The 12,507-nt window shown below is 28.2% G+C and carries 12 protein-coding genes; 3 read left to right on the top strand and 9 right to left on the bottom strand.

Features of this window, described 5'->3' with window-relative positions; translation table 11 throughout:
* The first annotated feature begins 114 nt into the window (after positions 1 to 114).
* Entirely contained in the window at positions 115 to 810 is a 696-nt protein-coding gene (locus K0039_RS09390) for a CPBP family intramembrane glutamic endopeptidase (protein WP_228104794.1), read from the top strand.
* Between the two features lie 132 nt (positions 811 to 942).
* On the opposite strand, the gene K0039_RS09385 is transcribed toward K0039_RS09390, so the two are convergent.
* From K0039_RS09385 to K0039_RS09370, 4 genes are all read right to left on the bottom strand, one after another.
* Positions 943 to 1,743: a TrmB family transcriptional regulator gene (locus K0039_RS09385; RefSeq protein ID WP_228104793.1), complete on the bottom strand. Its 801-nt coding sequence runs from the start codon at positions 1,741 to 1,743 to the stop codon at positions 943 to 945.
* 177 nt (positions 1,744 to 1,920) lie between these two features.
* A complete protein-coding gene (gene ilvD, locus K0039_RS09380) occupies positions 1,921 to 3,567 on the bottom strand; it encodes a dihydroxy-acid dehydratase (protein ID WP_228104792.1) in 1,647 nt (548 codons plus the stop codon).
* 10 nt (positions 3,568 to 3,577) lie between these two features.
* Positions 3,578 to 3,790 (bottom strand): tautomerase family protein, encoded by a 213-nt coding sequence (locus K0039_RS09375; RefSeq protein WP_228104791.1) that lies wholly within the window; start codon positions 3,788 to 3,790, stop codon positions 3,578 to 3,580.
* Between the two features lie 25 nt (positions 3,791 to 3,815).
* Complete coding sequence (locus tag K0039_RS09370) at positions 3,816 to 4,802, bottom strand: ornithine cyclodeaminase family protein (RefSeq protein WP_228104790.1); 987 nt, start codon at positions 4,800 to 4,802, stop codon at positions 3,816 to 3,818.
* A gap of 238 nt (positions 4,803 to 5,040) precedes the next feature.
* Here K0039_RS09370 and K0039_RS09365 point away from each other — a divergent pair, with 238 nt between their 5' ends.
* The gene (locus K0039_RS09365; RefSeq protein ID WP_228104789.1) at positions 5,041 to 5,937 is read left to right on the top strand and encodes a sulfite exporter TauE/SafE family protein; all 897 of its coding nucleotides are present in this window, start codon (positions 5,041 to 5,043) and stop codon (positions 5,935 to 5,937) included.
* A gap of 109 nt (positions 5,938 to 6,046) precedes the next feature.
* Here K0039_RS09365 and K0039_RS09360 read toward each other — a convergent pair whose 3' ends face one another.
* The 4 genes from K0039_RS09360 to K0039_RS09345 all read right to left on the bottom strand — a co-directional run bounded on the left by K0039_RS09360 (position 6,047) and on the right by K0039_RS09345 (position 10,707).
* A complete protein-coding gene (locus tag K0039_RS09360) occupies positions 6,047 to 7,225 on the bottom strand; it encodes a CD0519/CD1768 family membrane protein (protein WP_228104788.1) in 1,179 nt (392 codons plus the stop codon).
* 388 nt (positions 7,226 to 7,613) lie between these two features.
* Positions 7,614 to 9,239, bottom strand: a complete 1,626-nt coding sequence (locus tag K0039_RS09355; protein WP_228104787.1) for an ABC-F family ATP-binding cassette domain-containing protein — start codon at positions 9,237 to 9,239, stop codon at positions 7,614 to 7,616.
* 218 nt (positions 9,240 to 9,457) lie between these two features.
* Positions 9,458 to 10,183, bottom strand: coding sequence for a cell division protein (locus tag K0039_RS09350; RefSeq protein WP_228104786.1), 726 nt, complete (start codon positions 10,181 to 10,183; stop codon positions 9,458 to 9,460).
* A gap of 23 nt (positions 10,184 to 10,206) precedes the next feature.
* Positions 10,207 to 10,707 (bottom strand): QueT transporter family protein, encoded by a 501-nt coding sequence (locus K0039_RS09345; protein WP_228104785.1) that lies wholly within the window; start codon positions 10,705 to 10,707, stop codon positions 10,207 to 10,209.
* Positions 10,708 to 10,925: 218 nt separating this feature from the next.
* Between K0039_RS09345 and nhaA the strand changes: the two genes are divergently transcribed.
* Positions 10,926 to 12,083: a Na+/H+ antiporter NhaA gene (gene nhaA, locus K0039_RS09340; protein ID WP_228104784.1), complete on the top strand. Its 1,158-nt coding sequence runs from the start codon at positions 10,926 to 10,928 to the stop codon at positions 12,081 to 12,083.
* Positions 12,084 to 12,128: 45 nt separating this feature from the next.
* On the opposite strand, the gene K0039_RS09335 is transcribed toward nhaA, so the two are convergent.
* Complete coding sequence (locus tag K0039_RS09335) at positions 12,129 to 12,440, bottom strand: hypothetical protein (RefSeq protein WP_228104783.1); 312 nt, start codon at positions 12,438 to 12,440, stop codon at positions 12,129 to 12,131.
* Positions 12,441 to 12,507 lie beyond the last annotated feature (67 nt).

The following is a 12,507-nucleotide window of genomic DNA, read 5'->3' as shown; positions in this document are numbered from 1 at the left end:
ATACTAAATTTTTATTATATTTTTCAAATTACATATATTTATTTATACAATAAATTTTCATATGGTATAATTTAAATAAATGTTTATTGAAACCGAAAGGAAATATTAATTAATATGAAAAATAAAGCAGTAGAGTCCAAAGTTAATAAGATATTTTTAATTACCCTAGTAATTCTAGGATGTCTTACCATGTCCTTTGTGGATGGAGTTCTTTCTCCAAATTATATGACAAAATCAATTTTTAAATTAGTTATTTTTTTGTTACTCCCATATTTATATTATTCTAAAAGTTATTCTACAATAAGTTTAAAAAGTTTATTTAAGATAAACAAAGATTATATTATAAAATCACTTGCCTTGGGTATAGTTGTATATATTTTAATTTTATTAGCTTATTTTACCATAGGCAATCTATTTAATTTTTCTAGTGTTACAAAGTCTTTAGAAAATAATATAGGCGTAAATAGTAGTAACTTTATATTTGTAGCATTATACATATCTTTTATAAATTCATTATTAGAAGAGGTATTTTTTAGAGGATTTGCATTTATAACATTAAAAAATATTTCAAGCAAAAAATTTGCTTATATTTTTAGTTCTATTTCATTCTCCATCTATCACGTTGCAATGATGTCTACTTGGTTTGATATATTATTATTGTTATTACTGATTTTATCACTTTTTATTGCAGGCATATTTTTTAACTATTTAGATGATAAAAATAATAATATTTACAATTCTTGGTTTGTACATATGTTCGCAAATTTTGCCATAAATACTATTGGATTTATTCTATTTGGAATAATATGATTTCCCATAAAAAAATGATAAATATCAGGTATTAGCCTGATTTTTATCATTTTTAAACTTATTATTTTTACCTTTATAAGATCTTTGAAATTCATCCACTAAACTAGTTATTGTACTCTTATCAGTTTTTATCTAAAATATTTCTCTTATTTTTTCTAAATCATCACCAAATTTTTGCTTCATTTCATTTGGCAATGTATTAGCACTCTTGTAGAAGTAAACATCATGTCTAACATATTCAGATGCTAACATTACCATTGGCTTACTTTCTGTCCAAATAACTTCAGCAATGGATTTACTAATAATTTGTCCAAAAACAACTTCCTTAGAGTCAGAAACAAGTGTAATCCATCTTCCACCCATTTCCTTCTTTTTTTCTTCCCCCATACCATGAAAATATAAATTTTTCAACTCTGGTATTTCCATATCTTTAGGGGCTCCAAATATAACAACTGCAATATTATTACTTTTCTTTTGGAATTCAACTATTTCATCTAAAATATTATTTAAGTCTTCATACCATATTTGAATAAGAATTTCTTTAGCACTATTTTTTATTATATTCCTACATTTTTCAAAAATATTATCATAATTTTTTATATGCCATATGTTATCCATATTAGTTCTTAAAGGAAAAATACTAAAGCTTTCTTCCAATTGTCCTAAGTTATTTGATGTTTCCATTTTTATTTTATTTGATACTTCACTCATAGGAACTGCAACATATTTATTGTTACTTTCATATTGAGTGTATAATGCAAATCCCTTATCTATTAATGATTGTAAGGTATTATATATTTTTGATCTAGGAACATTGGCTATTTTACTAGCTTCATAACCTGTTAAGCTTCCATTTTGAGATAAAGTTAAATATACCTTTGCTTCAGCATCTGTTAGTCCTATTTTATTTAATAAATTTAATTCATTATCCATTGTAAATCCCTTCTATATTAATATTATAAAAATTTCACCTCTATGTTTTCGATAGTTCGTATTTTATCATAAACATATTTAATTGTAAATCATAACCATATCCATATACTTAACAGTCTATATTAATCAAAAAGTGCAAAGGAAAATCCTTTGCACTTTATACTTACTATTATACTATTACCAAGGTTGCATTGCTCCGCCTTCTTCTGCTGGTCTACAATTTTTAGCAAATATATTTAGACATCCCTTAGTTTCTTTTAAAGGTGGTTGTACCCATTTGTCTAGTCTATCTTTTATCTCTTCGTCATCAACTAATAAAGAAACTTCTCCATTTGGTATATCTATAACTATTTCATCACCATTTTCTACAACAGCTATAACTCCACCATCATAAGCTTCAGGAGAAACGTGACCTACAATAGCTCCAAAGTTAAATCCTGAGAATCTAGCATCAGATATTAGCCCAACACTCTTATGTAATCCAAGTCCTATTAATGCATCTATACTTAACATTAATTCCTTCATACCAGGTGCACCTTTACATCCTTCGTATCTTATTACTATTATATCTCCAGGTACTATTTTTCCTGCCATTATTGCATTAAATGCATCTCTATCTGTTTCGTAAACCTTAGCTTTACCCTTCATATATTTAACTTCTTCAGGTACAGCTGTTGGTCTAACTATAGCTCCTTTAGGAGATAAATTACCTTTTAATATTTTTAATCCAGGTTCATTAAGTAGCGGTTTCTCTAGTGAATGAATAACTTCATTTTCACTAGCTTTTATAGCTTCTAAATATTCTCCCCATGTTTTTCCTGTCATCATAGGAGCATCTAAAAATAACTTACTCTCTAACATTTTCATAACATTAGGAACTCCACCTGCATAATGGAAGTCTACTACTGTAAATGGTCCACTTGGTATAACTGCATTTATACAAGGTATTTCATTTGCATATTTTTCAAAATCTTCTATAGTAATACCAAGACCTAGTTCATAAGACATTGCTAATATATGAAGAACGGCATTTGTTGAACCTGCCACTGCCATATCAAACATTATAGAGTTTAAAAGAACTTCTTTCGTTATTACATCAGAAGGTTTTCTTCCTGATTTAGTTAATTCTACTGCATATTTTCCTGCAATACGAGCTTCTCTCATTCTTGTTGATTCAGATGCTGGAACTGTCGATGTACCAGGTAAAACTAAGTTAAATATTTCACCAAGCATTTGCATTGTATTTGCCGTACCCATTGATGGGCAAGCACCACATGTTGGACATACACATTCTTCCATATAGTCCAATTCATCTTCTTCTGCTCCAGAAAATCTTGCTGCATCTAAATCAGCTTCCACAACTGTATTTCCTTTATAATGCCCTGCTTGCATTGATCCACCAGTTACAACAAGAGAAGGAATATCAACTCTTGCAGCTGCTAAATAACAACCCGCTATTATATTGTCACAAGATGCAACCATAACTAAGCCATCAAAATTATGAACTTTTGTAACAAATTCAACAGACATAGCAACTATATCTCTTCCTACTTGTTCATATTTTAATTCTTCTGCACCGTTTGCAATATTACCACAAGTAGCAGGTATTCCAAATTCTACAGGAACACCACCAGCTGCCCATATGCCTTGTTTTACCATTTCAGTAACTTGTCTTAAATGTGCAGTTCCAGGAGAACCCTCCATAAATGAATTTGCCACACCTATATGTGGTTTATTTTTTATATCCTCATCTGAATAACCAGCTGCTTTCATCATAACTCTTCTGTGTGCGGCATCTTTCCCATTCCAATAACTTTTGCTCATTTTACCCCTCCTAGAAATTTGGTCTTTCGTATAATTCTTCCTCTTTGATTTTATCCATAACTTCAGATTGCCAATTTTCTTTATCTATTTCTTCAACAGAAACAGAAATAAACTTTTCATCCATTTCTAGTTCCTTAACCATGAACTCTTTAGTATGTTTAGCTAATTTAGCTTTTACTTCTTCACTTCTACCTGGATACATTTTAATATTAATATGTGGCATGTTTCATTCCCCCTATTATAATTTATTATTCCCAATTAGTTCCTACTTCATCTTCTACAGCTTTTAAATATATAGCTCTTGCTGTCATCAAATCTAAAACACCTATGCCAACGTTTTCATAAACAATAATTTCATCATCATTTTCACGTCCAACAACTTTTCCAAGCAATACATCACCTATATCGCCTGTAAAATCTTCTTTTGTTATTATCCCTTGTTCTAAAGGTATTAATATATCTCCTGATTCTGATAAAACTGCTTCTTCTGAATCAAAGTATATTTTTGATGCTCTTGGTAATATTGCTGGATCCATTTCTTGCATATGATGTTGATATGCTCCTACACAGCTTACTGTTGCACCTTTTTTAACTTTTGTTCCATCAAATACAGGTTTACTTGAAGGTGTTACTGTAACTATTATATCTGCATTTTCTATGGCATTATCTGAAGATGTAGCTTCCACTATTTTAGTATTATAACATTTAAGTTCTTCTTGCATTTTATTTACAAAAGTTTGTCTTCTATTTGGGTCTAAGTCAAATATTCTAACCTCATCTAAGTCTCTAGCTACCATCATAGCCTCTAATTGTGTAGCTGCTTGACCACCAGTTCCTATTAAGGCACCTATTTTAGCATCTTTTATTGCAAATAAATCAAATGCAGCTCCTGAAGATGCTCCAGTACGTAATTGTGTAACGTATGTTCCATCTAATATAGAACTTACTATTCCAGTTTTTCCATCTATTAATAATACCTGCGCTGGAGCTGTAGGTAAATTTTCCTTAACATTTTCAGGGAATATATTAACTACTTTTAATCCTGCTGCATCTAATTCTTCAACATAAGATGGCATAAATAAAAATACTCCATTATGATTTGGTGCTTGTATAGTAGTTCTTAAAGGCACCTCGCTTTTACCTTGTGAAAATAATTTGAAACATTCTTTATTTGTTTCTATGGCATCCTTCATAGTAAACACTTTCTTTATGTCTTTTCTTGATAATAATAACATCTCATACCTCCATTTTTAATTTTAAAACTCCTTTTAGTAGCTCCCTTTAGTAACTATTGTATTTATCTGTTATTATTTTGTCAATAAAAATAATAAATTTTTATTTATTATTTAGATTTTTATTGTTTTACTTTATTTTTATTGACATATGAATTTAAAGAAGATACTATGTAGTTACCAAAGGTTACTACTACTCCTAATATGTAGCTCCCCAAACTAATTTTAGGAGGATAAATCTATGGTTTTATTTCTACGTGTAGCCATCGTAGTATGGTGTAGTATATTTATATTCTATTTAATTAAGGATTGTATAAATCACAAAGAAGATTTTAAAAAAGGGCATCTTGTTACTTATGGAATAATGGGGGCTGTATTGAACTTTCTTGATACTTTAGGTGTTGGAAGTAATGCAACTCAAATGGCATTTTTCAAGTTTACAAAACTTAGTCCTGATGATGAACTTCCTGGAAATGGTAATGTTGTTTTTGCTGTTCCTGTTGCCGCTGAATTCATCCTTTTTCTAAATATAGTAGAAGTAGACCCTGTAACTTTAATTTCAATGTTAATCGCTTCAATTATTGGTGCTACTTTAGGTGCTAGAGTTGTAACCAAACTACCAATAAATACTTTAAGATCAATTCTATCCGTCACTCTATTATTCGTTGCAATGCTTTTAATAGCAAGATTACTTGGTGTAGGACCATTTGCAATTGTGGGAACTGCTACCGCTTTAACTGGTTCTAAATTAATAATAGGTATAGTAGTTAATTTTATTTTAGGTGCACTTATGACAGTAGGTGTAGGTCTTTATGCTCCATGTATGGCCTTAGTTGCTTTACTTGGAATGGATATTACTGCAGCTTTTCCAATTATGATGGGATCTTGTGCATTTTTAATGCCTCCTGCAAGTATTCAGTTTGTAAAGACAGGTAAATATAATAGACCTGCTGCAGCTGTAGCTTCAGTAACAGGTATTATAGGAGTGCTTATTGCATACTTCTTCGTAAAATCAATGCCTACTACTATTCTTACTTGGATTGTATCTTTAGTATTAGTCTATATGTCATTAAATTTTGCCAAAACAGTTTTAAAAGAGAGAAAAAATTCTATTAATGATGAAACATCAAAAAGTTAATTATCCATGTAACTAAATAAAATATTATCTTAAATGTGTAAAATAAAAACTGACTCCTAATTTTTTTAGAAGTCAGCTTTTATTTTATATTAATTTTTAATATTTATTACTAAGCAAGAAGCATAAATATAAAGTGTGCTGATATACCTGCACAAAGCCCACCTATTGTATGCGAAAGAATCGCTTTCCCAGTTAAAGGTCTTGCATCTAATGCATCCATCATACCAACATGTGTACTTAAATATCCACTCCAACACATTCCCATTGCTGTAAATACTGCAATATCATTTGGTGTTACTATACCATCTGTTATAAATTTAGGAACTAAACTCATTGCTGCTCCAACTGCACCTAAAGATGTTATAGGGAATGCTATAGCTTCTGGAGAAGTAAATCCAAATAAAGGTTCTAATATGAAGCTTAATTTATCTCCTAACATAGGAAGTAATCCTATACCTTCATAAGCAACTCCTGTATAAATAGCTTTTCCTGTTTCTGGATCAGTTGATGGTCCAAATGTTAAAATCATAACTAAAGTACATACAATTAATACTCCTGGAATTATTGCCATACCAAGTTCTACACCATTTTTTCCACCTTCAAGCATTGCTTCTAATGATCTTTGGAATACATTTCCTGATCTAATTTGACGTACTTCTTCTATTTTTTCACTTTTATGTAAAGCATCTTTTGTTCCATCATAATTGTAGTGTTTTTTTGTAAAGTGAAGCATTATTCTAACACTTACAATACTTCCTACTATTGCACCTAAGTTACCTACAAGTGCTGGTAGAACAAATTCACTTCCTTGTGAAATCATAAACGTTGTAACTATAAGACCCATTCCAAATGCTGTACCTATATTACATAATGCAGGTATTTGATAATCTTTAAAATATTTTGTGAAAGACTTATCTTTTGCAAAAGCAATTATAGCTGGGTTGTCAGATAAGTAAGTAGTAATAGCTCCCGCTATACTAGCTCCTGGCAAACCATATAAAGGTTTCATAAATATTGCAAATATCTTATTTAATAAAGATATAACTCCAAACTCAGATAAAAGTGCACTTAGAGCTCCTGCTAGTACTGCCATAGACATGATTAAGAATACTGTGTTTAAAAGCAAGTCATGAGCAGTGGCCATAATTACTTTAAACATAGTTCCTGCACCCATGATACTACCTACATATCCAAATCCTCCTATTAATATAGCTAAGAATACGAAAGTTTCCAGGCTTACATTTTTTACTTTCTTTTGATTTAGTTCATTTTTCGATACAACTTCCATTTAGATGTTTCCCCCTCTAAAATTTATAAAAATTTAACATTTACCAGTAAGTATACCGATAATTTGTTGAATTTGCAAATATATTAAAATATGTTTAAATTGCGAATAAATTTTAATTTTTCAAAATTTTTTACATTATGGGATTACATTTTGTGTATCATTCAATTATCTCTATATTTAGACTTCATATATTTTGTTTTTCTATAAATAAATATAGTTTATATAACACTTATAGCACATAATATAAATTGTATCTATTTTTCATAATCTTACATATATTGATATTTTATTATTTATATAAATCAAATATATTTTTTCTAAAAAAAACATTTTTTTTATAAAAAAAAGAACAAACTAATATGTTATAGTTTGTTCTTTTCATTAAAAACTATCTTTCAACAGCATACATTTCTTTTAATTGTTTTTGTATATCTTTATTTTCTAAATACTCTTCTAAAGTAGTTTTTCTATCCATTATTCCTCCAGGAGTAATTTCTATTATTCTATTAGCAAGAGTTTGTATCATCTCGTGGTCATGAGAACTAAATAACATAACTCCAGAGAATTTTTCTAGACCTTTATTTACAGAAGTTATAGACTCTAAGTCTAAGTGGTTAGTTGGGTCGTCTAATACTAATACGTTTGAGTTTGAAAGCATTAATTTAGATAACATACATCTAACTTTTTCTCCCCCTGATAATACGTGGGATTCCTTTAAAGCTTCTTCTCCACTAAATAACATTCTTCCTAAGAATCCTCTTATAAATGATTCTGATTTTTCTTCTGAGAATTGTCTTAACCAGTCAACTAATGAGTATTCGCATCCTTCAAAGAAGTTATTGTGGTTCTTTGGAAGATAAGATTGAGAAGTAGTTACACCCCATTTGAATGTACCAGCATCTGCAGTGTCTTCTCCCATTAATATATTGAATAAAGTAGTTATAGCTATTTCATCTCCCATGAAAGCAACTTTATCTTCTTTATCTAATCTGAAAGACACATTATCAAGAACTTTAACACCATCTACAGTTTTAGTTAATCCTTCAACTTCAAGAACTTCGTTTCCTATTTCTCTTTCTGGAGTAAATCCAACATAAGGATATCTTCTTCTTGATGGTTGTATATCTTCAACTTGTAATTTGTCTAATTGTTTCTTTCTCGAAGTCGCTTGTTTTGCTTTAGAAGCATTTGAACTAAATCTAGCGATAAATTCTTTTAATTGAGCTATTTTTTCTTCAGTCTTTTTATTTTGATCTTTTTGTAATTGTAGAGCTAATTGACTTGATTCATACCAGAAATCGTAGTTACCTACATACATTTGTATTTTACCAAAGTCAACGTCAACTATATTTGTACATATTTGGTTTAAGAAGTGTCTATCATGTGATACAACTATTACGATAGAATCTTCTAAATCCATTATAAAGTTATTTAACCAGTTTATAGATTGGAAGTCTAAGTGGTTAGTAGGCTCATCTAGTAATAATATTTCTGGCTTACCAAATAAAGCTTTTGCTAATAATACCTTAACTTTTTCTCCACCTTCTAATTCTTTTAATTGCTTGTAATGTAAGTCTTTATCTATTCCAAGGCCCATTAATATTTTTTCTGCATTTGTTTCTGCATCCCATCCGTCAAGTTCAGCAAACTCTCCTTCAAGTTCTGCAGCCTTTATACCATCTTCTTCTGAGAAATCTTCTTTCATGTATAAAGCATCTTTCTCTTTCATAATTTGGTATAATCTTTCATGTCCCATTATAACAACATCTAAAACAGTTTCTTCATCGTATTTGAAGTGGTCCTGTCTTAAAACAGACATTCTTTCTTTTTCTGTTATACTTATAGATCCAGTGTTTGGCTCTATATCACCAGATAATATTTTAAGGAAAGTAGTCTTCCCTGCTCCATTTGCTCCTATTATCCCGTAGCAATTCCCTTTAGTAAATTTTAAGTTAACATCTTTATATAATTCTTTATCACCGAATCTAAGTCCAATATTAGTAACTTGTAACATATATATCAATCCTTTCTCTTATAGTCATTTATAAAACACAACATTCTAATCTTATAATAAATAATCACTTTAGTCAATAAGTCTATAACTAGAATATATAATATTTTTTTCTAAAATAACTATACAAATTTAATTATCATAAAATTTTATTAAAATATAAAAATTGCAAACAAATTTATTTGCTTGCAATCTTATTAATATTACTTAAACTTTCAATATTATTTACTTATTAAACATATTTTAACTTTGTCATTGTTATGGTTAGTAGCATTATATGAAAACATAATATCATAAGTGTTACCTAGTATTTCATTTATTTTCATATTAACATCATTTATAAACATTAAATTATTTTCTATTAAGTTTTGAGGCATTTCATAAAATACTAAAGCTTTCTTTTTTACCTCTTCTCCTACAGTAGTGTAAGTTTCTTCTGTAAGTAGTTTAGCTATTTCATCAATAGTTGCTTCTTTTTCAAATTCTTCTATAGAATAAGATATAGCTGAATCTTTAGAAAAAACTTCTTTTAAATCAGTGTAATCTATAGCTAAAAATAAATTTTCATCAACAGCTTCTACTACTATGTTCATTAAGTCTTGCACTTTTTCACTATTGTATTTATTTATTTTTATTTCTTTGTCTAGACCCATACCATCTTTATTTTCTTTTAATGAGTTGTCTAATCCTATACAAATTACTCTTCTTTCATTTGCCATAAAAGAAATAGCTTTTACTATATCTTTTACTTTTGCTTCCTCACTGTTATAAGATATAAATAAAATTTCTATACCATCTAATAAAGCTCTGACATATTCTTTATCAACATCTTGATTTAAATTTATTTCTTCAAGACTAAAGTTCTTTTCTAATTTATTTTTAAATGAATTCAGAGTTTTTATCCCCTCATTACCTACTCCTATAAACTTAGAATATTTCTCCTCCATAAGTTGCCTCCTTGCAAAATTAATTATTTTAAATTTTTTATTCTATTACCATATTTATTATTAACCATTTTAAATACTGGTAAACCTACAATAGTTATAACTACAAATTCTCCAAATCCAACTTGAAGAAATCCTAGTACAAATGGTACTCCAAAGAATTTATATAATTCCCATCCTATTATTAAAGCATTTATTATTGTTGGCCAAAGGGACGCAATGAATAATGTATAATTATTATTCTTTATAAGCTTCGGTGTATAGTACACTAAAATAGAGCTTATTAAAGTTGCCAATGTACCAAATATTATATCCGGAACTCCAAATGGCCCTACTACATTTGCTAAAAAACATCCTAGTGTTAAGGCTATTATGTATTCTTTACCAAATAGAGGTAAAAACATTAATATTTCTGAAATTCTAAATTGAATTTGTCCATAACTAATAAATCCAAGTGCTAAGGTTATTACAGCATAAAGGGCTGCTATTAATCCAACTATAGCAATTTTTCTATTTTTATTTGTCATACTTCCCTCCTAAGCATAAGTCATACTTCTTTTAATTATTATGTAACATGAACGATTATATTATAAATCAATAAATATCTCAATAAGATAATTACTAAGATTTAATATTTATTTTAATTATTAATCATATACATATATAAGTAATTTTACTTTTTACTTCTTTTTACTATTAAATTTAGATAGTAACAAAAGATTAGTTTTAAATATGAGGTGATAATATGATAAAAAAACATAGAGCATTGTTTAAAGTTGATATAGAGCCTATTACAAGCGTATTGCTTATCTTATCTACAATTTTTGCTCTCTATATGTGCAATAGCCCCTATAAATACTTATATGATAACTTTTTTTATGACACTTATATTATAAATAACTTTAATTTACATAGTTTTGTTAATGACTTTTTAATGTCCATATTCTTTTTATTAGCAGGATTAGAAATAAAAGAAGAAGTTTTATACGGAAGCTTGTCTTCTTTTAAAAAGGCGTCTTTTCCTGTAATTGCATCTATTGGTGGTGTAATAATGCCAGCAGTAATTTTTACATATTTTAATTTAAATACAAATTATATTAATGGAATTTGCATACCCATATCTACTGATATTGCCTTTTCTATGGGTATTTATTTTTTATTTAGTAAATATTTAAATCCTTCAATAAAAATGTTTTTATTGTCTTTAGCTGTAGTAGATGATTTAGTGTCCATAATATTGATAGGTACAGTTTATTCATCAAAAATTAATTTATCTTTTTTTATTTTAGCTTTTATTTGTTTAATTGTAATTTATATTGGAAATAAAGTTTTTAAAGTTGAAAGTATATTTTTCTATCTACTAATAGGACTATTTTTATGGTATTTTATTCATCTTAGTGGTATTCATTCAACTTTAAGCGGAATACTTTTAGCAATAAGCATTCCCACAACATCATATAAAAGAAAATATTCAATATCTCATTATATAAGGAAATTTTTTAATATTTTTAATAATTTTATTATAATTCCATTGTTTGCATTTGCTAATACAGGAGTAAGTATTGATTCTAGTTTAAATTTGTCCAAATACCCCACTATATTTTTAGGTATATATTTAGGCCTTTTAATAGGTAAGCCACTTGGAATAATGCTTTTTACCTATATTAGCAATTTAGTAGGATTATCAAAAAAACCTAAGGAACTAAACTGGACATCTATATTTATTGTATCTCTAATTTCTAGTATTGGTTTTACAATGTCAATATTTGTTTCAGAAGTTGCTTATATTGACAATATAGAACTTATAGGTATATCTAGGCTTTGCATCTTGATAAGCAGCTTAACCTCTATAATACTTTCGTCCTTATGTATAAAAACATTTAAGGAATTACATATCATATAATAAAAATAGCTATTCACAAATTTAATGTGATAGCTATTTTTATTTTTAGTCTATTTTTTCTTCTTTTGACTTATCATCTTCTTTATTGATAGTAGAAGGACTTAAGTTATTTAATTTATTAATTATATATCCTATTGCCCAAACTACTATTGCATAAAATACATAAGGCATTGATGTACTTACATAGTAGCTAATAATGTCTACTAATTGGTCTTTTATAACTATACTACCTGCTGCTACAAGACTAGAAATATATGTATGTGAAGTATATATTGTAAATATAGAATACACTGCTATAAGGGCAGCAACCACATATAATACTATTGGTATAATAGCTTTTTTATTTTCTTTTTTCATTTAAATATCTCCTTTTAAGTTTTTTCTATGATAAAATATTACCAAATACATATGAATTATATATGAA

This window comes from Terrisporobacter mayombei (genome assembly GCF_020748465.1).
Lineage (GTDB): Bacteria > Bacillota > Clostridia > Peptostreptococcales > Peptostreptococcaceae > Terrisporobacter > Terrisporobacter mayombei.
Note: the sequence above shows the minus strand (reverse complement) of the source record. Positions and strands in the feature narration are given on the sequence as shown.

Coding starts and splice junctions, on each gene's coding strand:
- nhaA (WP_228104784.1), top strand. CDS start 10,926: ATGATAAAAAAACATAGAGCATTGTTTAAAGTTGATATAGAGCCTATT.
- K0039_RS09360 (WP_228104788.1), bottom strand. CDS start 7,225: ATGGAAGTTGTATCGAAAAATGAACTAAATCAAAAGAAAGTAAAAAAT.
- K0039_RS09365 (WP_228104789.1), top strand. CDS start 5,041: ATGGTTTTATTTCTACGTGTAGCCATCGTAGTATGGTGTAGTATATTT.
- K0039_RS09370 (WP_228104790.1), bottom strand. CDS start 4,802: ATGTTATTATTATCAAGAAAAGACATAAAGAAAGTGTTTACTATGAAG.
- K0039_RS09355 (WP_228104787.1), bottom strand. CDS start 9,239: ATGTTACAAGTTACTAATATTGGACTTAGATTCGGTGATAAAGAATTA.
- K0039_RS09375 (WP_228104791.1), bottom strand. CDS start 3,790: ATGCCACATATTAATATTAAAATGTATCCAGGTAGAAGTGAAGAAGTA.
- K0039_RS09335 (WP_228104783.1), bottom strand. CDS start 12,440: ATGAAAAAAGAAAATAAAAAAGCTATTATACCAATAGTATTATATGTG.
- K0039_RS09385 (WP_228104793.1), bottom strand. CDS start 1,743: ATGGATAATGAATTAAATTTATTAAATAAAATAGGACTAACAGATGCT.
- K0039_RS09350 (WP_228104786.1), bottom strand. CDS start 10,183: ATGGAGGAGAAATATTCTAAGTTTATAGGAGTAGGTAATGAGGGGATA.
- ilvD (WP_228104792.1), bottom strand. CDS start 3,567: ATGAGCAAAAGTTATTGGAATGGGAAAGATGCCGCACACAGAAGAGTT.
- K0039_RS09345 (WP_228104785.1), bottom strand. CDS start 10,707: ATGACAAATAAAAATAGAAAAATTGCTATAGTTGGATTAATAGCAGCC.
- K0039_RS09390 (WP_228104794.1), top strand. CDS start 115: ATGAAAAATAAAGCAGTAGAGTCCAAAGTTAATAAGATATTTTTAATT.